We start from the raw sequence: 20,483 nt of genomic DNA on the forward strand, positions 1-20,483 counted from the left end.
TCATCCTAGCAAGAACTGCTCGATTTCAGCGCCCGGTTCACCTCGCCCTTCCAGCCTTCCCGCAGCGAGCCGCACACGCTGTGCAAGTTCCTCGCGGCGCGCCGGTTGTTCGAGCGCACGCGCCAGTGCCTGGCGCATCGCCTGCACATCATCGTGCGGCACAAAGCCCGGATAATCCTGCCCAAGATAGGCTTCGATCGCCTCATGGCGGGTCGCCACCAAGGGCTTTCCATGGCGCAGGACACGCAGCAGGACACTCTGCCCGCACGCCTCGCCAAGACCGCGCAGGGGCATCGCCACCACGCTGCTGCGGGCCAGCAGGCCTTCGAATTCCGCCTCCGGCAAATCGCGCAGGATGCGCGTGCTGCCGCGCCCCGGCTGGCGAATCTGGTTGCGCTGCGAAGCGACGATCACCAGCGGCGCCGGCAGCGGTTCGGCGGCATCCAGCAGCAGGTCGTAATCGCGATTGGAGAAGCCGCCGGCAAAAATACTGCCGTCATCGTCCTGTTGTGACGCACGGCCGTCGAGCTCCTGGCGCCACAGATGGCAATGCACGTCCTGCTGCGCCATGCCGACGTTCTGCACCAGGTTGCGCGCCTCGCCCGGCGAGAAGGCAATAAAGCCGAGCCCCGGCACGCGCAAGGCGCGCAGCAGGCGGTCGGCAACACGGCGTGCACGCTGTCCATGCACGAAACACCCCATCACCAGCAAGCGCTGCGGCCGCGGCAACAGGCGGGCTTTGACCAGCGCCAGCAACGGCAAGGCCTGCCAGCCAACAACCAGCACGCGGTCTTCACGCGTCCACAAGCCGAAACAGCGCAGCAGCTTGGGCGACAACATGGCCAGCACGATGGCAGCCTTGCCGCGCATGCCCTGCGCGTCCGGACCGATCACCGTCACGCGTGCGCCGCGCTCGCGCAAGTATTCAGTGATGTCGCGGTAACCGCCCGCTTGCGACAGCAGCACATGGATCATGGCCGCCGCCCCTCCGCCACGACTTCGCGCAGGATCTGCATATACTGCCGGCTCACCACATCTGCCGTATGTTCGGATGCGTAGCGCAAGGCTCCGCCGTCCTGCAGCGTGCCGTAATACTCCGCATCGTCGTACAGGCGATTGATGGTCGCCAGCATGGCCGGCACGTCTTGCGGCATCATGCCAGTCCAGCCTGGGACGATGCTGAAGGTCGACTGCGGGCACAGGACCGGCGTGCGCGTCGACCACGAATCGCACAAAAAGCCCCAGCCGGAATTGCTTTCCGTGTAGGCGAACCATGCCGACGACAGGCGCTGCAGCGCTTCGATGCGGGTCACGCCCTCCACATGTTCAACGCGATCGCCCAGCTTTTCCCGCAATTGCTTCACGATGTGCGCATACGGGCCACGGCCGATCACCACGAAGCGCTCCACCGGCGTATGTTCCAGGATCGCCGGCACCGTTTCCAGCCAGCGTTCGCAATTCTTGTGGCGGATCAGCGAACCGACATAAATCATTTCGCCCTGTTGCCGTTCGCGCGCCGGCCGCCAGTCCGCTGGCCGCTGCGCACAATGCGCAGCGTAATAGGCGCGCCGACCGCGCAAGCCGAGCGTCGCCAGCTGCGGCAAGTCCGCCGGATCATTGCTCATGAGCGCATCGACCTGCCCGCACACCTGCCACCAGCGCATGCGCCCCGCCACGCGCCCCAAGGCTGGCACGCCGCCGTAGTAGCGCCGCCGCAGCAATTGCACTGGATCGGCCGATTCCACCCGCAACAGCACCGGCACCGGATACAGTGGCCGCAACAATTCCAGCAACGGCAAGGTATGGAATGAATTCACCAGCAGCACGTCGGGCTGGAATGCGTCGGCGATTTCACGCACTTGCGGCAGGTAGCGTAGCGCTTCGTGCGACAGCGCACGCAGGCTGGGAAAGATGCGGTGGATTGGCACGCCCTGGAAATTCTCATACGCCGCACCGGGCTCGGAACTTTTAAGCGCCGACACGCGCGACGTCACCACTTCCACCGCCACGCCTTTGGCAACCAGCGGCGGCAGCACATACGCCACCTCGTCGAAGGTGGGATTCAATCCGGGGTAGATGGCAAGCACTTTCATAAGGCCTCGCGCAGAAGTTGGCGTCCCAGCACTCGGTTGATGAGCTGTCGATCTTTCTCATCAATTGCACCGGACAATAACAGCGCTACAGCAAATACGGCGCACAGCAGCAGGCTTCCCGCTGCTGCTGCAAGCATGCCCTGCCCCGGCAACAGCCAGGCCACGGCAGCCGCCGCGCCAATTGCCAACAACGCGCGCGCCCACCAGTGCATGCCCAGCGGCCATGCAAAGCCGCGGCGCCGCATGCCTGCCACCACCAGCCCGTTCACGATCAGCTCATTGCCCAGCAAGGCGGCCGGCACCAGCCACAATCCCAGGCTTGCGGAACCGAGCCAGGCCAGCACGGGCAGCACCAGCAAGGAGCACAACGAAGCCAGTGCCCACATGCCCATCAAGCCGACCGCATTGCACACCACGTTGAGGATCAGGCGATGCAGGCGCAGCGCCAGCCAGCCGCACAGCACGGCAAACAGCAAGCGGTATTCGCCGAAGCGCCCGCCGCTGGCCAGTTGCAGCACCAGGTCGCCATACACTGCGGCCACCGCCAGCACCGGCAGCAAACTCAATGCACTGACCTTGAACACGAAGTGCGCCCAGCGCTGCAATTCTCCATAGTCGCGATTGCCGGCGTAGGCGCCGATCATGCGCGAGCGCACTACCGAGAAAATTACCATGCCAGGCATGTAGTTGCGGATGATATCCGTCAATCGCAAGACGAATCCCAGCCCCGCCATGGCTTCCGGCGCCTGGCTGCGCGCGAGCAGCAGGATCAGGCAGGACGGCGAATACAGGTATTCGACAATGCCGCTGGCATAGTTATGCAGTGCAACCGTCAGCATTTGCGCGCGGCGTGGCGGCTGCCATCCTTCCTGCGCCTGCGCCGGCAGGTTGCGCACGGCATGGGCGAAGAAGGCGGCCGCCAGCAGCAGTGCCCCGACGCTTGCGCCCAGTTCCGCGAACAGCAACTGGCGCGCCGTTCCGCTGCCCATTGCCAGCAAGGCACAGGCGATGACGGCGCCGCGCAATACAGTGACGATTTGCATGCGCGATTGCAAGGCCAATGCCTCCAGCGTGTTGTCACGCAGGATGCGCATCACGCCCTCCACCACCAGCAGGATGGCCACCACGCCCGCCAGTTGCGGCGGGAAGCTGGCGGGCAGCAGGCCCAGGCTGCGCGCCAACAACAATCCGCCTGCGACGATAAGCAGCAGCAGCATGCGGCAGCCAGCGACAGCGACGACCAGACGCGCCAGCGCCTGGCGGCTGCCACGCAGGCGATATTCAGGAAGGAAGCGCAACAGGACCCAGTCGAGGCCTAAGCTCGATAGTCCAAGGACGAGCTCCACCAGCGCCATGGCGACCACGTAGTGGCCGAATTCGGCAGCCGGCAGAACGCGTGCCGACAGCCCGAGCACGCTGGCTGTCAGCACGGCGGTAGGCACCTTGCCTACCAGGAATGCGGCGATATTGCGCCGCGTTTGGGGTCCCGAGTATGGCGCTGTCATAGCATGGCTCAGTCCCCCTGGCGGCTCAAGGCAGCGGCAGCGTGATGGTTTGGCTGCCCACCGTCAGCACGCGGCTGGTGGTACCGGTGGTCAGCTTCACCGCCGGCTTCTTGCAGCCCACATCCAGCAGCACCACGAATTCGCCCTTGAGTGCGGCGGGACGCGTAAATGCTGCATGGTCCTCAATGCCGGTGCGTGGCGCCGGCCCATCGCGCTTGACCAGCGTGGCTCCCGGCGTGATCGAGCTCACGCACAACGAACGGTCGCCATTGACGATGGTTGCCGTGCCATCCGCGTTGGCCGTGATGGCCACCGCCGCATGGAAATTCCATTCCCACGCATGGGCGACCGGCGCGGTCAGCGTATCCATTACCACGGCCGCATCCTGGCTGCGGAAGTACCACACCTTGCGCCGGTTCAGCGACAGCGCACCTTCAAACGCAGGCGTGGCATCGCCTTCGACGTAATCCATGGCAGACGTGGTCGAGAAGCCGGTGATCTTGCCATTGCGGCCCAAGTTCACCGTATTGCCTTCGATCCGCTGGCCGATGCCATTGTCGTAAGTCACCGCGTTGTGCGACTTGGTCGCACGGTACCAGCTGCTCCACAGCGGCGAGCCGTACCAGTCGTAATAACCGGCCTCGATCAGCAGCCGCTTGCCGCCGCTGTTCAGCACGATCGAGTTCTGGTCGCCGTGGCTGTGGTTGTACGAGCCGTAAGGGCTGGACTTGAAGTACAGCGAGGTGCGCTTGGTGTCCGCCATCGAACTGTGCATGGCTGCCCAGCCCACGCTCGGATAAAACGCGCCGTTTGGCGGCGGCGCGGCGGTCGCGACGGTATTGACTGGCAGCGGCGACGGCGCCTGCAGCAGGGTCAGCGGATCTTCCACCCCGGTCATGCTGTTGAAGTACCACTTTGCCGCCGGCGTGTTGAAGCGCGAGGCAAAGGCTTTCAGCAGATAGGTGTTGGGCACGTCCTCGTGGCCATCGCCGAACACATGGTTCGGCGTGCCGGGCGGAACGAAGTGCGCCATGAAGCGCAGGAAGCCATCCGACCATGGCTTGCGGTAAATCGACACGCCCAGCGCCTGGCTCAGCGGATCCCAGATCTGCACCGAGAAGTCCGCAGCCGCCTGGCCATACGCGGTACCGTTGGCATAGCCGCCTTCCGGGCCGCTCCAGGTGTAGACCTGGTGCACATAGGTGCGCACGGCAAAGTCGAACCAGGTCTGGGCCGCCGGCACGTCGCCCAGGTTGAGTGCCGCAATCAAGGCCAGGAAGCCCAGCGTGTTGCCACCGTGGGCATCATAGGGATATTGGTCCATGCGGCCATTGCTGCCCGCCAGGTCGTTATAGATATCCGTCGTGCGGCGTGCAATATTAGCTTGCCAGGTTGCCTTGCGGGTGGAATCGAGGTTATTCCACAGCATGTCCAGCGACTTCGACAACGACAGGGCAATGGTGCGGGTCGCCTGGTCCTGGTTGGCATAGCTGGTTGGTCCTGTCGGGCTCAATGCAGCCAGTTCATCGCCGCGCTTGATCGCCTCGTTGAGGTAGGCGGTAGCGATGGCCTCCCCTTGCTTCAGGCGGTACAGCAGGGCCGCGGCTTCCACCTGGTGCGCGGTGCGGTTGATGCGGTTGCGGATGTCCGAATTCTGGTTGCTCAGCGCCGTGGTCATGGTGCCGCTGCTCACCAGCGGCCAATCGGTATCCTTGACCGGCGCCATGGTCAGGCGCGACTGCACGGTTTCGATCAGGCGCCGCACCTGGTCGCCGCGCTCGGTGACCATGGCCGAGGACCATTTCAGGTATGGCAGGAATGTCGGCGGCAGCATGCGCGAGCGCCCATGGCGCAACACATTGTCGCGCAGGGTTGCATTGTCATACACCTCGAACTTGATGGCGCTGCTGTCGATGGTGAAGCTGCGCACCGTCGACCAGTCCTTGGCCACGGGTTCGGCCAGCGGCACCACAGCCGCTTCGGCCGCCGCTTCAATCTGGGCCAGGTTGGAACCGGCCGCCTTGGCCTTGGCGCGCGCGGCCGCATCGGCATCGTTCATCGCCTGCGTGCGCGTGAATGGCGCAACTTTCCAGGTATAAATGCCGGCGGTGGGAAACGCGTGCGTCGGCAGCAGCCAGTTGCGCGGAACCACCGACTTGATCGGCGCAGCGGTGCCCGGCGGCTGGATGATCACCAGGTACCAGGTAGACGAAGTAGCAATCGGATAACGCGACCAGGAAAAGCCGGGCGGATTTTGTGGTTGCAACTGCATTTTGTCCGGCGCCGGGCGCACCGCCTCGATGTTGGCGGAGATCGCCCAGTCGGCGCGGCTTGCGGTAGCAAAGGTGGCCAGGGCTGTGAAGACTGCATAGGGCAATAGGGAATATTTAACGAATTTCATGTGATACTCTCCAGACAATTTCGTTTGCGAATCAATAAGTTAACAGCATTTTGATCCGGCACAACAAGGAAAGTCTACATCACGCATTTCACAAATTCGTTTCTGTGCGACAAAAGTTTTGTAACAATGTCGCACAGAAATGACACAATCCCCTAGCGTTGGGACGAGCCGAAACGGCATAACTGGACTATCGTCCCCATGCACATCATCAGGAGTAGCTGGGCGGTGGGTTCATCCATCAGCGCGCGGTTATAAACCAGCATCATCAGGAACAGCAGCATGGCTGCGACGCAGGTATCGGCCAGCGCGAGCTGGGCCACGCTACCTTGTTTTCGGCGCACGTAGCGCCAGGCAGCTAGCAGGGAAAACAGTAGCATGGAGCCGTAAGCGAGAGCGCCCAATAGACCCACATCCCACAGCAGAATCGCCAGCGCGGTGGCGTCCAGGTGCAGCGGCTGGTAGCGCTTGGCGACCTCCCCCGCGCCCAGCAAGCCGGACGGTTTGCTGGCGCCGGGCCCGTAACCCACCAGGCGGCGCGGCACGGTTGCCAGCGGATCATGCGTCCACAGCGCGAGCGATGCAGCGCGGCTGATTTCACCGGTACGATAGTTGACGTTGTTCGGATCGAAGAAGTAGCCGCCGCCACGGTCCAGCTTCTCCGCCATATTATGTGCCGACTGCACCTTCTTGCCCCAGTACAGCGTTTCGTACACGGTATAAGTGGTGCCGACAAAGGCCGCCACCAGCACCGCGAATCCGATGAAGGCGCCGATGCTGCGCAGGATACGGCGCCGCAACACCCAGGCCAGCACCAGCGGCAGCCAGATGAAGGCAGCCTTCACTTCACCGAGCAGGATGATCGCAAAGCCGATCGCAAGGAAACACCACATCGCCTTGCCGGACATCTGCCCTGCATTCCAACGCGCTGCGGCATACCCCATTGCCACGACCGTGAAGAACACCATGATGGCGCTATTGCCGCCAAAGCCCGGCGTGCCGCCAAAAGTGCCGACAATCGAATCGAAGGTGGTGGTCGTGGCAACAAAGAAGTGCTGGTACAGCACCACCGGCACCTGGATCAGCACGACCCAGAACATCATGCGCCAGCTAAGTTCCAGATGGTTCTCTTTCCAGCGGAACCAGTACAGGGCAAACAACACCGAGAACATCGGCAGCATGGCTTTGGCCGACGAAAAAATCTGCGTCTTGGGCACGCGGTTGAATACCAGGCTGATAACGAAGGCCGCCAGGAACAATAGCGCCGCCAGTTCGACGGTCCATCCATCGCCCTTGCGCATGTGCTGCTGCTCGCGCTTGTGCACCACCAGGTCGAGCAGCGCGCGGCAGAAAAACAGGATGGCCAGGCCGAAGGCAAGCCATGCGGCTGGCCTCAACTTCAGGAAATAGACGGCAGATCCCTGCAACAGGAAGGTCAGCACGAACAGGCACCAGAACATGCCGTGCAGCGGCAGCACGAACAGCATCAGCACCGACAATACCGCCGTGCCGACGATTGCCACCAGCGGCGGCGAGTCCAGACCGCCCACCACCCCGACGAAAACCGCCAGCAGCAGGAAGGGGAACAGCAGCATCAGCGGCAGTCCGCGATTCGGGCGCACCAGCGCGTGCGGGCTGGCGCCGACGGCAGCAGCGGCAGTACGGTGGAACAATGGCATGCGCATCGTTCCCCCCCTACTCGCCGAACACGCCGACCAGGCGCTCGCGCGCCGGCTTGTCCAGCGCCGCCAGCAGGGAACGCACGAACTGGTCATGCAGCGGGTAGGCCGCACCGGCCTCGCCGCTGATGCTGGACACCCGCACCAGCATCCCATCCGGCACCGTGCCGCTCAAGCCATAGCGCAATTCCTGCAGGCGCTGGTCGACGCCGGGCATGGTCGCCTTGCGCCCGACCGTGATCCAGTAGGTGATCGGTTCCTGGCGCGCACCGGCAACGGCAAACAGCCGCTTCACCGGCAGCACGCCGAGGCCCGTATCGAGGCTGCTTTTCTGTCCGTCGCGCACGGTGAAGCCTTGCGCGGTGTAGCACACCTCCGGCTTGTGCACGCCCATATTGTCGCCCTGGTCGCCGCCATAGGCGATCGACAGCATGATGCGCTCGCCATTGCGGTTGACATAGGTGCGGCCCAGCGTCTGGTTGTAGATTTTGTCCAGCTTGGCCTGGGTGGCGGGATCGACCTGGAGGGGAAGCACTCGCGTATCGACCTGCCACTCGCCGAATGTGCGCGGCACCATCTGCTCCAGGCTGAAGCGCCCGGCCGCATCGGCCATGCGCGCGGTCGGCGTCAGGGCCCGCGTCACCGCAGCGGAACACACCATCAGCACGCCCAGCACCACGCTCACCATCATTGATTTTTTCATGAATTCCGCCACCTGACGAACCATTGCAGGAAGGCGTCCACGCCGATAATCAGCAGCAGCGCCGTGATGAATAGCACCATGCCGGCAAAGCCGTGCAGGAAGCCCTGCCCCGCCGCGTCGCCGAGGTAATAGGTCACCAGCGACAGCGTGATCACGCGGATCACGTTGGCGGTGAAGGAGATCGGGATGATCAGCAAGGCCAGCGCCACGTTGCGGAAGGCCGACGAATGCCGCACCACGTTCAGGTAAAACAGCCCGAGCGCTTCCAGCGTGAGCAGGGTTTGCAGGCCGGCGCAGGCGTCGGCCACCAGCAACTGGTACTGCCCCACCTGCAGGATTACCCCGCTGCGCGCAATCGGGTAGCCCGCCGCGTACAGCATATGCTCCGTGGCCCAGGACACCGCCATCTTCATCGGCATGGTCAGCATGCCGACCAATGGGCCGGGCAGCGGCACCATGAAGGCCATGAAGAAGAAGGCAAACCATTGCACGCGCAGCGCGCCATGGCCGCATTTGAGCATCAGCACCGCGGCCAGCAGCAGGATGAAGGAGGCGATCTCGAATGCGATGATGCCTTGCGACCGGCCCAGGATATATGCCAGCAAGCCCATGCCCAGCACCGGCCAGCCCGCAGCGGACGGCTGGCCATCGGCGCGCGCCAGCATGGCCGGCCATTGCCGGTACATCAGCCACAGGGCCAGCAACAGGATGATCGGTCCATGGGCTTGTTCCTCGGTCGCCCACAAGCCGGTGAACAGGCGATAGAAAGTGGGCACGTACAGCACCAGCATGCCGACCAGCACGGGTGCCCAGTCGGGCAGCGCGTCGCGCAAGGCCGCACGCATCGCGGCTTGCGGGCGGATGGCCAGGCCCGGGTCCACGTCAGAACTCCAGCAGCACGGAACCGACGACTTCAGCGCCGGCATAGCGCACCTGTTCGCTGAGCGCCGCCACGTCGTACAGCGAAGTGGCGTTGCGGTGCACCACCAGCAGCACGCCATGGGCACGCGCCATCACCGGCAGCGAATCGTGGGCAGTCAGCACATCCGAGGTGTCGTACAGCACGACATCATGCAGCGCTTCGAGTTGTGCATTGAGGCCGGTGAAATCCTTGCGCGCCAGAAGTTCGGCCGGATTGGGCGGCAGCGTGCCGGCGCCCAGCACGGCCAGCGATTCGAACGCGTCGATGCGCGTCACCGCCCCCATCGTGGCGCGGCCGGCCAGCATGTCGGACAGGCCGGTCTTGCCCTGCAGGTTGAAAATCTCATGCTGCGAAGGCTGGCGCAGGTTGGCGTCGACCAGCAAGGTGTTCTGCCCCAACTGTGAAAACACCACTGCCAGGTTGGCGGCAAACAGGCTGGTGCCCGAACCCGGCTCGACCCCGACAATCGCCAGCGACTTGTGGCCGCGCGCAAACCAGCGCAGCATCAACTGCCCGCGCACCGCACGCAGCATCTCGACCTGGCGGCTGAACGGATCGTAGGCCGCCACCAGGCGCGACGAGAAGTATTTCTCCCCGGACGGGATATAGGGATAGTCGAACTGCCGCGCCAGCACCTGCTGGATGTCGGCAGCGCTGACCATGCCCAGCGCCTGCGCCGCTTCGCCGAAGCGGACCCCGGTCTCCTCCTGCATGCGCAGCACGGCATCGGTGTTCTCCGGCGTCAGCTTGCCGGCTTCCTGCAGCAAGGCGCCGATGGTCGCATCGCCCACGCCATGCGGCGAGGCGGGATTGAAATGCAATGGGCTGTTCATCAGCACCTCCTCAGTTCAGCCGCAGCGTGCGCGGCGCATGCAGGTGCGGCAGGCCGAAGCGGCGCTGGCGCGGCGGATTCCAGTCGATCGTGGCCAGCACCGGAATGCGCACCACCTCGGCCAGGTCGGCTTCCGACCGCACGCGGCGATCGAACATTTCAGACAGCATGGCAATGCCGATGCCCAGCATGCCTCCCAGCAGCAGCGACAGGACGGTGTTCAGCACCACGCGCGGGCCGGCCGGCTCGATCGGCGGCACGGCCGGATTCAGCACCGACACGTCGGACTGGTCGTTGCCGCCCTCGATGCGGGTCTGCGACGAACGCTGCGAAGCATTGTCGAAGGCGCGCTGGGCGCTCTCGACATCCTTGTTCAGCACATTCATTTCATCGCGCTGGCGATTCAGCTGCAGCACCTTGGTCTTCTGGTCGGCCAAGGCCGCGCGCAAGGCCGCTTCGCGCTGGGCAAATACATTGGCGTTGTTGCTGACCGAGGAAGTAACCAGGGCGGTCTGCTCGTTCAGGCCGGCCCGCAGGCGCGCCACTTCAGCCGCGGCGCTCTGGTATTGCGGGTGGTTGCGGCCCAGGCGCTGGCCCATTTCGGCCAGCTTGGATTCCTGCTGCGACAGGTTGACGCGCAGGTTCTGCACCACCGGGCTGGCCGTCACGTCCGGCGAGGCGCTGCCGGAGCCGCGCGCCACTGCCTGCCGCGAGTTGGCTTCCATGGCCTGCGACTGCGCCGCCACCAGCTGCGCCGACAGGTCGTTCAGCCGCATCGACTCCACATCAAGCCGGTTGTCGACACTGACGATGCCATGCTCCTGCTGGTACTTGGACAGCTTGGACTGGGCCACCTCCAAGTTATCGCGCAGCACTTTCAACTGGGAGTTGAAATAGTTGGTGGCCTTCTTCATCGGTTCCACCTTGAGCTGCACATTGATCTTCTGGTATTCGTCGGCAAAGGCATTCGCCACCGCCGCCGCGAACTGCGGGTCGGAAGCCTTGAACGTCACGTTCAGCACCGAGCTTTCCTTGGCAGGAACGATGTCCAGCTTCCTTTGCAGCAGGTCGGCCAGCCAGTCGCGCACGGTGCCCTTGCCGCCGGTCGACTCATTGAATTGGGCAATCACAGCCGGACTTTCGGCCAGCTTGAGCTGGTCCACTACGCGCAGCGCGACATTCTTGCTGCTGATGATGTCGATCTGCGTTGCCATATAGCCGGGCATGAGCTGGCCCGGCAAGGCCATGCCGGTCAACGGGTCGACGCCCTTGTAATTCATCACCAGCGAACTGGTCGCCTCATACGTCTTGGGCAGCAGCAGGCTGACTACGAGGGTGGCGGCCACCGTGACCAGCAAGGTCAGCAGCACGATCTTCTTGCGCGCCTGGAGGATCAGCAGGAACTGGGCGAAATTCATAAATCCTCCTTAGAACCAGCTTTCCTTGATGAAGATGACGTCGTCGGTCTGCACCACGTCTTCGTTCTTGGCGGCGATCACCTGCAGCGAGCCGTCGCCAGCGCGGCGCTTGATCTTGATGCCGCTCTCGGTGCCGCGCGGGGTCAGCCCGCCGCCGACCGCCAGCGCCTGACTGACCGTCATGGTGCGCTCCAGCCGGAAGGAGCCCGGGCGCTGCACTTCGCCATAAATGTAGAAGCGCGGCGAACGTTCGGCATAGATCACATCGTTGGGGCCCAGTTCGATTTCCTTGTCCAGCGCCCCATTGCGCACCATGTCGACCACGTCGATCACGGTCTTGGTGGTCTTGCCATCGCGGGTACGCACCACGCTCACCGTATCGCCGCCATCGGCATTGAAGCCCCCCGCCTGCGCCAGCATGTCCATCACGCCACGCTTGCCGCCATCGAGCGGATAGCGCCCGGGGCGGTTCACCATGCCCAGCACCGATACCTGTGCGCTCTGGATCTGCGACACGATGATGCTGACCTGGGCCGTTTTCAGGTAACCCTTCTTGACCAGCTGCTCGCCGATCGCACGCTCGGCCTGCTGCACCGTCATCCCGCTCACCTTGACTTCCCCCAGCAAAGGGAAAGTGATCTTGCCCGATTCGCTGACCCGGGTTTCGGTCGCCATGTCCGGGTTGCCGAACACGGAAGCCTTGATCACGTCGCCCGCGCCCAGGGTCAGGTCGGCCGCCTGTGCCATGCCTGCGCCCAGTACCAGGGCCATCGCCAACATCCACATCAGTAGTCGTTTCATGATTGCTCCTCGATCTCTGTTTTATTTCAGGCCAGCCACGCCGCGTTCCAGGGCAGTGGCCGGGGCGCCCGCATCCGCTACCGGCGAGGGCTGGTTGATATAGGCAATCTTGGCGCTGGCGCGCAGGCGCTTGACTTCCTCCTCCGCCGCTTCCTTGCCCTTCTTGGCAACCAGATATTGCTCGATCTGTGGCCGCGCCGCATCCAGTTCCACTGGCGAAGAACGGATATCGGCAATGGTGACCAGCATGCTGCGCTCGCCCTCGCGCACGATGAAGAGCTGGCCTTTCGCCAGCGCCAGCAGCTTGGCCGACAGTTCAGGCGGCAGCTCCGAGCCGCTGCGGCTCAGCTGGGCCTTCTGGTACTTGACCTTGTGCTGGTCGAGCCAGGCCGCCACATCGTCGAGCGAACGGGTTTTATCCATCACCGCTTTCAGCTCATCGGTCACCTCGCGCGTCGGCAGGACGATTTCACGCATGTCGAAATGCTTGCGTTGCGCGAAGAATTGCGGGTTTTGGCTGTAGTAAGCTTCCACGTCTGCCGCGCTCGGCTTGGCCGGCGTGCCGAGGCGCTTCTGCATATAGGCTTGCGCCAGGATTACAGAGCGTGCCCTTTCGATCGCCTGCACCACGCGCGGGTCGCGGTCGACTTTCTCTTTCGCCGCTTCGCCAATCAGCAACTGGCGGTCGATCAACGCTTCCAGCGCCTGCTTGCGCGCGGCTTCCTGTTGCGTGGCTGGCGCGTTGCTGCGCGACAGTTCGTCGTTCAACTGCATCACGGTGATTTCCTCACCGTTGACGTTGGCCAACGCCTGGCCCGGTTTCTGTTCCGCCTTGCTGCTGCAGGCGGAAACCAGAACAACCAGCATGCCCGCGAAAGCCATATTCGGGTTGATGTGCTTCAAAATATCCTCCCTCGACTGTTGCAACTCATTCTAATAGCGCGACGAGCGCGCACGATTGATTCAGTACGCGTTTTGCCGGTTCAGCACCACCTTGACTGTCCGCAAGATAATCCACAGGTCGAGCCACAGCGACCAGTGGCGCAGGTAGTCCAGGTCATAGCGGATACGCGCCTCCATCTTTTCCAGGGTCTCCGTTTCACCTCGCAGGCCGTTGACCTGGGCCCAGCCGGTAATGCCCGGCTTGACCTTGTGGCGCAACATATAGCCTTTGATGAGCTTGCGGTATTGTTCGTTGTGGGCAACAGCATGCGGGCGCGGCCCGACAATGCTCATTGATCCTTGCAGCACATTGATAAACTGCGGCAATTCATCCAGCGAGGTGCGGCGCAGGAAGGCGCCGATCTTCGTAATGCGCGCATCGTGGGCCGTGGCCTGGCGCACCACAGGACCATCTTCGGTCACGCGCATCGAGCGGAACTTGTAGACGATGATTTCCTCGCCATACAAGCCGTAGCGGCGCTGGCGGAAAATCACCGGGCCCGGTGAGCTGACCCACACGGCCAGCGCAATCACCAGCATCAGCGGCGCCAGCGCCATCAGGATCGCGCTGCCGATGATGACGTCGCTGGCGCGCTTGACGATGCCGTCGAAGCCGACAAACGGCGTTTCGCAAATGGCCACCACCGGCATGCCGCCCACGCTGTCGAAGCGCGCCTGCATCAGGTCGAACACATAAATATCGGGCAGGAAATACACCGAGGCCGTGGTGTCCTGCAATTCGTCGAGCAACTTGCGGATGCGGGGCTGGGCCGAGATCGGCTGGCTGATGAAAATCATCTTGATGTGGTTGTCGCGCACGAAGCCGGCCACCTCGCCCATATTGCCCAGCACTGGGTGCGACAAGCCTGACTTGCGGCGGTCGGCAGTGCGGTCGTCAAAGAAGCCGCGCACGCTGAGGAACAGGTTGGGCATGCGCTCCACGGTGCCCGCAAACTTGGTTCCCACCTCGTTGGCACCGACGATGACGACCGAGCGCACTTCGCTTTCCTTGGCCGGGTCGGTGCCGACATGGCGCGCCGCCAGATGGCTCATGAGCAACGCAAAGGGCGTGGCGAGGAACCAGCTGAACACCACCGCTTCGTCATAGTGGTAAGCCAGGCCGCTGACATTGCCGAGAAATACCAGGATCACGGCGGTAACGATCCAGCCCATGAAGATATCGCGGGCATAGGCCGTGATGCGGCCGCTGCGCCAGGTGCGGTACGGATCGACGTGCTGGTACACCGCCGACGAAATGAAGAAGGCCAACACCATCAGCACCAGCGAATACCCGGTAAACGGCTCCCCATACACCATCGAAGTGGCGTACAGCATCCCCATGATGATCAGCGGATCGAGTACACGCTGAAAAAAGGAGACCAAGGGAATATCGTTTACCGTCATCGTCGCTCCTTGTCATCAGAATTGCACTGTCGCCATGAATGAAACGCCCTTGGCCTTGTAGCTGCCGGTGCCGATCAGCGGCGTTCCGGTGCGCCGGTCCTTGAAACCGGTCACGCTAAGCTGGACCTTGCGCCAGGGCTGGTAGACCACGCCGACATTGGTGCTGCGCGTGGTATCGCTCGGATCACCGTTGAAGGTGACGTAAGGCATGCGCTCGAATTTGCGTTTCTCGCGCTTGAGGCCGGCATTGGCCTGCACCTTGGCCGAAATATCCCAGGTGGCATTCAGGCTGGCGCCCTTGTTGACGCTGTTATTGACCACGATGCTTTCTACCGCCGCGAACTCGCGCCAGGTCTCGGCAGTGAAGCGCAACTTGCTGCGCGGCCGCCAGTTCAGGGTGGCACGGCCATTGAGGCCGCTGGTGTCGCGTTCGGTGAAGGTGTCGTGCTTGCGTTTGGCATAGCCGGCCAGCAATTGCAATTGCGTAATATCACTGTACAGCCAGTTGATATTGGCCTTCAACTCGTCCTGCGTGTAATTCTGGTCGAGGAAGGTGGCACCGATGCGGCGCGGATTCAGGAAATTGCCTTTGATATGGCGCGCCACCAGGCCTACCCTGCTGCCGCTCGATGCGTGGTAATCGATGCCGACTTCGCTGCGGTCTTCCTGGCGGTTGTTCAAGCTTTGCGCCTCCAGCTCGTAATCGAAGCGGTCGCGCTGGAAGCCGGTATAAATACGCCAGCTCGGATGCATGCGCCAACCGCCGTTGGCATATTCGCGGCGCTGGGTGCGCAGGTTGCGTTCTTCAGAGTGGAAGTCGCTGAACGGCGTCAGCACCTGCTGGTAGCTGCCGCCGATATTGCCGTCGAAGTGGTTGCCGACTACCCAGGCCCAGTCCAGGCTGAAGTCCTTGCCGTTGTAATCGAGCTGGTCGTAGTGGTCGAAAGTCACGCGCGAGACTTTAGCCTGCCCGCTAATTTTCTGGCGGCCGATCGGGCGGTCCAGCGCGATGCCGGCGATCGCTTGCGTGGCGCGGTCCGAGCGCTGGATGCCGTCCGGCGTATTGTCCGGCAGGCGCAGCAGGTTATCGTCATAGCTTTGGCCCACGCTGATGAAGGGCTTGAACGTTTCGCTGATGTCCGCCTGCGCGTAACAGCACGCAAGGGCGGCAGCCAGCGCCAAGGGAGTTGGCAGGATGCGCATGTTGTTTAGCCTTATTTAACACTACCAATAGGTCCAGCTACCGGTCACGATGATCCAGGCAGCCAACAAGCCGTTCGTCACGGCATGTCCCAGGATGGGAGTCCACAGCGCTTCGCTGCGCATGTACAACAAGGTGTAGGCGATGCCAGCGACAATGCCGGCCAGCCACAGGTTATGTTCGATACCGAACAGAAGAACAGAAATCGTCGCTGCGCGCAGGCCGACGCGGGTGGGCCGCAGTGACAGGAAGTCACGCTGCTCCAGCCAGCGCAACAGGAAGGAACGCCAGAACAGCTCCTCCATCAAAGGCACCACCAATGCCGCGCCGAAGGCACGCACGGCAACCAGCGGCCAGTCGATGCGTCCATCGCTGCCGGCAGCATCGAAGCCGCGCGGCGTGCCGATGTGCATCCAGCCCGCATCAAGTGCAATCCACAGCACGAAGACTCCGGCACCAATGCCGATGGCCACGAAAGCATCGCGCCGTGCAGGCAGCGTGCGCAGCTCCCGGTAGTGCTTGCGCCATGCCAGAAGCATGGCCAATACCAGCGCAATCTTGGCGGGATACAACCAGCGCATGGCGTTAGCGTGCGCACCGAATCGTTCAAGCACGTCGGCGAAAATGATGAAAACAATGAAGGTGGCAAACGGCAGCACGCGCGGCATCGCACTGCCGTCGTGCGCGCGCAGTGCAAGCACAGGCGCGGCAGCCGCGGTCGCCTGCTGCCGTTGGGAAATGCGCTTAGGTGGCTGCTGTAAAGTCACGATATCTGCCTTCCCGTTGGAAATGCCGAAGCAGGACTGCCTCGGCATTAAGGTTGTCAGATATTACAGCGGGCAATCGTGCGCAAGCGCACGAAAGTGAGAAAGTGCAAAGAGTGGATTGCGTTACATCAAACGTTGTTACGGGATTCGATTGCTTCCCAACGTTCCAGCGCCGTCATCAGTTCTTCTTCAATTTGCGCAATGCGCTCATTGAGGCGCTTCGCTTCCGCTGGCGTCTTCTTGTAGAAGTCCGGATCGGATAGCGTGAGGTTCAGCGCGGTCTGTTCATCTTCCAGTTTGGCAATAAGTTGCGGCAACTCTTCCAGCTCACGCTGCTCTTTGTAACTGAGTTTTTTCCCTTTTGCCTGCGCTGGGGCAGGCGCTTGGTCCGCTGACACTGTTGACGGGGGCTGCTTCGCTTCGTTCTTCTTCGATACCGACGCCGCGGCGCTGGCGTCGCGCACGCGCTCCCAGTCACTGTAGCCGCCCACATACTCTTTCCACCTGCCCTCACCTTCGGCAACGATCACCTGCGTCACCACGTTATCGAGGAAGGTACGGTCGTGGCTGACGAGGAAGACCGTGCCGGCATAATCCTCCAGCAATTCTTCCAGCAGTTCCAGCGTATCGATATCAAGGTCGTTGGTCGGTTCGTCCAGCACCAGCACGTTAGCTGGCTTGGCGAACAGGCGCGCCAGCAGCAGTCGGTTGCGCTCGCCACCGGACAAGGAGCTGACCAGCGAACGCGCACGTTGCGGTTCGAACAGGAAGTCACCAAGATAGCTCATGACGTGCTTGCGCTGGCCATTGATTTCGACCCAGTCGGAGCCCGGCGCGATGGTGTCCGCCAGCGTGGCGTTATCGTTCAACTGGGCGCGCATCTGGTCGAAGTATGCCACCTGCAGCTTGGTGCCCTGCTTGATCGTGCCGCTGTCGGCCGACTCTTCGCCGAGGACCAGTTTCAGCAGCGTGGTCTTGCCGGCGCCATTGGGGCCGATCAAGCCAAACTTATCGCCACGCATGATGATCGAGCTGAAGTCCTTGACGATGGTCTTGGCGCCGTAGGACTTGCTCACATTTTCCAGTTCCGCCACGATCTTGCCGGAACGCTCGCCGGTGCCGACCTCCAAACGCACCTGCCCCTGCTGCTCGCGGCGCGCCGCGCGTTGCTCGCGCAAGCGCTCCAGCCTGCGCACGCGACCTTCATCACGGGTGCGGCGCGCCTGGACGCCCTTTCGAATCCAGACTTCTTCGGCCGCCAGCACTTTGTCGAACTTTGCGTTTTCGATTTCTTCGATGGCCAGTTGTTCCGCCTTGCGGACCTGGTAGGTGGTGAAATTGCCCGGATAGGACATCAGGATGCCGCGATCGAGTTCGATGATACGGGTCGCCACATTGTCCAGGAAGGAGCGATCGTGGGTAATGAACAGGATGCTGCCCTTAAAATCGCGCAGCAGGGCTTCCAGCCAGGTAATGGAATTGAAGTCCAGGTGATTGGTCGGTTCGTCCAGCAACAATACGTCAGGGGCGCCGACCAGTGCGCGCGCCAGTGCTGCGCGCTTTTTGGTGCCGCCGGAAAGGGTTTCCACCAGCACCGCGCCATCCAGGTTCAGGCGTCCGAGCACGGTTTCGACCTTGTTCTTCAGGTTCCAGGCATCGCCTGCATCCAGTTTGACCTGGATGTCGTGCATGCGCTCCATCAGCGCATCGTCATCGCCCTGGCCGAACTTGCCGGTCAGCTCATCGTATTCTTTCAGCAGCGCCGGCAACTCGCCCAGGCCCGATGCCACCGCGTCGTACACGCTCTGGCCGGCCTCGAACTGTGGTTCCTGCTCCACGTAGACGACTTTTAGCCCTTGCTGCATGACCAGCAGGCCGTCGTCCAGCTTCTGAAAGCCGGCAATGATCTTCAGCAGCGAGGATTTACCGGTGCCGTTACGCCCGATCAGGCCGACCCGCTCCCCGGTTTCCAAGGAAAATTCAGCGTGATCAAGCAGGGCGTGGTGGCCAAAAGCCAGTTGTGCAGATGTTAAGGAAATGACAGCCATTGGTATGCAAATCGTGACGGAAAAACGAGCATTTTACCTGTTGCCAGCCTGTCAGCTATAATTGCGCTCGCTTTGCGTCCTCCCCGTAGCACAATGGATAGTGCACATGCCTCCTAAGCGTGGGATACTGGTTCGATTCCAGTCGGGGGGACCAATTCTTCATCGCATGTTGTCGCAGGACGATTCAGAACCCGCATTCTAAAAGGATTGGCGGGTTTTTTGTTGTCTTAAGGTGTCTCAAGAGCTAGCATGAAATACCAACAGTTTTATGGTACTTCCGTTGGTACTTATGGCGCGCTCTCGAGGGAGATACCAACATGGCTCTAACCGACACGTTCGTCCGCAAAGTCAAGTTTAGCGGCGCATCCGCTGGCGACAAACATACTGACGGCCAAGGCATGCATCTGCTCGTGAATGCCGTCGGAAAATATTGGCGCTTGAACTACCGATTTGCCGGAAAGCAGAAGACCCTTGCACTGGGGGTATATCCGGCGGTCTCGCTTGCGGCGGCTCGCAAGCGTCGAGGCGAGGCCAGAGAACTGTTAGCAGCGGGTATAGACCCGGTTCAAGCCAAGCAGGAAGCCATGCGGGCGAGGGCCACTGCCCAATCCAACACGTTCGAGGCCGTCGCTCGCCAATGGCTGACTAAATCCGCTGCAAGGCGCGCAGCGAGCACCCAAAAGAAGGTCCAGGGATGGTTATCTCATGACGTCTTTCCGCGAATCGGCAAAATTCCAATTGCAGACATTGGCCCTCGCGACGTACTTGAGACCGTTCGAATCATAGAAAACCGGGGGGCAATTGATTCAGCTCATCGGGTAAAACAGATATGCGGTCAAATTTTCAGGTTTGCGGTAGCTGCAGGATTGGTCGGACATGACATAACTGCTGACCTTAAAGGGGCGCTTTCCGCCAAACCCAAATCACATTATTCTTCGATTACCAATCCAAGCGAGCTTGGGCCACTTCTTCGTGCCATTGAGGGCTACACCGGCCATCCCTATTGTTGCGCAGCCTTACGTCTGGCTCCTTTGCTATTTGTACGCCCTGGCGAGCTGCGAAGTGCTGAATGGTCGGAGATCGATCTAGACGGTGCACAATGGCGCATTCCGAGCCACAAAATGAAAATGCGAGTTGAACATATCGTCCCGTTATCTACTCAGGCAGTAAACATCCTTCGGGATTTGGCTCAAATATCGGGGAAAGGGAAGTTTGTTTTTCCAAGCATTAGAACGCCCGAACGCTGCATGAGCGAAAACACACTGAACGCGGCCTTGCGTAGCATGGGCTATAGCCGAGAAGTCATTACGGCGCATGGTTTCCGCGCAACGGCTCGCACAATTCTTGACGAAGTAATGCAGGAACGTATCGACCTAATAGAGCATCAACTAGCTCATGCAGTTAAAGACCCTAATGGCCGCGCTTACAATCGTACAGCTCACCTTCCGGCCCGACACCAGATGATGCAAAGATGGGGAGACTATTTAGAAACTCTACGAAGAGGCGCAGAAATTATTCCGTTTTCCGCGAATAACTTAAATTAAGCTTAAAGGCGTCTTAATATTATATCTCAATCCACCTACCGCTTGATCTATCATTCGAAACAAGATATAAATACGCAAACAAACACATTTCTTCTTGCACTCGTAATGCGCACCGTATGCCACCGATAGCAAGGACCGTAAAGCACCACCTCCGTTGATGACTTTGCACGCCCTGAGGAAATGTACTAACTAACCCGCACTCGCGGGTTTTTTTTCGACTTTAGCA

The 20,483-nt window shown here is 61.6% G+C and carries 16 protein-coding genes and 1 tRNA gene; 2 read left to right on the top strand and 15 right to left on the bottom strand.

The genetic code is table 11. The features are described from left to right. The 15 genes from ASD58_RS06270 to ASD58_RS06340 all read right to left on the bottom strand — a co-directional run bounded on the left by ASD58_RS06270 (nucleotide 1) and on the right by ASD58_RS06340 (nucleotide 18,713). The gene (locus ASD58_RS06270; RefSeq protein WP_057260239.1) at nucleotides 1-975 is read right to left on the bottom strand and encodes a glycosyltransferase; all 975 of its coding nucleotides are present in this window, start codon (nucleotides 973-975) and stop codon (nucleotides 1-3) included. Continuing rightward, nucleotides 972-2,093 carry a glycosyltransferase gene (locus ASD58_RS06275; RefSeq protein WP_057260240.1) on the bottom strand — a complete coding sequence of 374 codons (1,122 nt, stop codon included), beginning with the start codon at nucleotides 2,091-2,093 and terminating at the stop codon, nucleotides 972-974. Before ASD58_RS06275 ends, ASD58_RS06270 begins: the two co-directional genes overlap by 4 nt. Continuing rightward, nucleotides 2,090-3,598, bottom strand: coding sequence for a lipopolysaccharide biosynthesis protein (locus ASD58_RS06280; RefSeq protein ID WP_057260241.1), 1,509 nt, complete (start codon nucleotides 3,596-3,598; stop codon nucleotides 2,090-2,092). The genes ASD58_RS06275 and ASD58_RS06280 overlap by 4 nt, the downstream gene beginning before the upstream one ends. Nucleotides 3,599-3,623: 25 nt before the next feature. Continuing rightward, a complete protein-coding gene (locus ASD58_RS06285) occupies nucleotides 3,624-5,999 on the bottom strand; it encodes a heparinase II/III family protein (RefSeq protein WP_229209911.1) in 2,376 nt (791 codons plus the stop codon). 152 nt (nucleotides 6,000-6,151) lie between these two features. Then, a complete protein-coding gene (locus tag ASD58_RS06290) occupies nucleotides 6,152-7,681 on the bottom strand; it encodes a hypothetical protein (protein ID WP_057260242.1) in 1,530 nt (509 codons plus the stop codon). A gap of 10 nt (nucleotides 7,682-7,691) precedes the next feature. Beyond that, nucleotides 7,692-8,378 (bottom strand): exosortase-associated protein EpsI, B-type, encoded by a 687-nt coding sequence (gene epsI, locus ASD58_RS06295; RefSeq protein ID WP_057260243.1) that lies wholly within the window; start codon nucleotides 8,376-8,378, stop codon nucleotides 7,692-7,694. Continuing rightward, entirely contained in the window at nucleotides 8,375-9,223 is an 849-nt protein-coding gene (xrtB, locus tag ASD58_RS06300) for an exosortase B (RefSeq protein ID WP_057260351.1), read from the bottom strand. Before xrtB ends, epsI begins: the two co-directional genes overlap by 4 nt. 37 nt (nucleotides 9,224-9,260) lie before the next feature. Next, a complete protein-coding gene (epsG, locus tag ASD58_RS06305) occupies nucleotides 9,261-10,133 on the bottom strand; it encodes a chain length determinant protein tyrosine kinase EpsG (RefSeq protein WP_057260244.1) in 873 nt (290 codons plus the stop codon). Between the two features lie 10 nt (nucleotides 10,134-10,143). Beyond that, on the bottom strand, nucleotides 10,144-11,550 hold the full coding sequence (gene epsF / locus ASD58_RS06310; protein ID WP_057260245.1) for a chain length determinant protein EpsF: 1,407 nt from the start codon (nucleotides 11,548-11,550) through the stop codon (nucleotides 10,144-10,146). A gap of 9 nt (nucleotides 11,551-11,559) precedes the next feature. Beyond that, nucleotides 11,560-12,351, bottom strand: a complete 792-nt coding sequence (gene epsE / locus ASD58_RS06315) for a polysaccharide export protein EpsE (protein ID WP_057260246.1) — start codon at nucleotides 12,349-12,351, stop codon at nucleotides 11,560-11,562. A 21-nt stretch (nucleotides 12,352-12,372) separates the two neighbouring features. After that, nucleotides 12,373-13,254 (bottom strand): EpsD family peptidyl-prolyl cis-trans isomerase, encoded by an 882-nt coding sequence (locus ASD58_RS06320; RefSeq protein ID WP_229209912.1) that lies wholly within the window; start codon nucleotides 13,252-13,254, stop codon nucleotides 12,373-12,375. Between the two features lie 60 nt (nucleotides 13,255-13,314). Further along, complete coding sequence (locus tag ASD58_RS06325; protein WP_057260247.1) at nucleotides 13,315-14,697, bottom strand: undecaprenyl-phosphate glucose phosphotransferase; 1,383 nt, start codon at nucleotides 14,695-14,697, stop codon at nucleotides 13,315-13,317. A 15-nt stretch (nucleotides 14,698-14,712) separates the two neighbouring features. After that, nucleotides 14,713-15,900: an XrtB/PEP-CTERM-associated polysaccharide biosynthesis outer membrane protein EpsL gene (gene epsL / locus ASD58_RS06330; protein WP_057260248.1), complete on the bottom strand. Its 1,188-nt coding sequence runs from the start codon at nucleotides 15,898-15,900 to the stop codon at nucleotides 14,713-14,715. Between the two features lie 21 nt (nucleotides 15,901-15,921). After that, complete coding sequence (locus ASD58_RS06335) at nucleotides 15,922-16,665, bottom strand: CAAX prenyl protease-related protein (RefSeq protein ID WP_229209913.1); 744 nt, start codon at nucleotides 16,663-16,665, stop codon at nucleotides 15,922-15,924. A 128-nt stretch (nucleotides 16,666-16,793) separates the two neighbouring features. Further along, nucleotides 16,794-18,713 (bottom strand): ATP-binding cassette domain-containing protein, encoded by a 1,920-nt coding sequence (locus ASD58_RS06340; protein ID WP_057260249.1) that lies wholly within the window; start codon nucleotides 18,711-18,713, stop codon nucleotides 16,794-16,796. A gap of 79 nt (nucleotides 18,714-18,792) precedes the next feature. Between ASD58_RS06340 and ASD58_RS06345 the strand changes: the two genes are divergently transcribed. Further along, nucleotides 18,793-18,867, top strand: a tRNA-Arg gene (locus ASD58_RS06345). A 163-nt stretch (nucleotides 18,868-19,030) separates the two neighbouring features. After that, the gene (locus tag ASD58_RS30405; RefSeq protein WP_082565257.1) at nucleotides 19,031-20,257 is read left to right on the top strand and encodes an integrase arm-type DNA-binding domain-containing protein; all 1,227 of its coding nucleotides are present in this window, start codon (nucleotides 19,031-19,033) and stop codon (nucleotides 20,255-20,257) included. Nucleotides 20,258-20,483: the final 226 nt, after the last annotated feature.

The organism is Duganella sp. Root1480D1 (assembly GCF_001427305.1).
GTDB lineage: Bacteria > Pseudomonadota > Gammaproteobacteria > Burkholderiales > Burkholderiaceae_D > Rugamonas.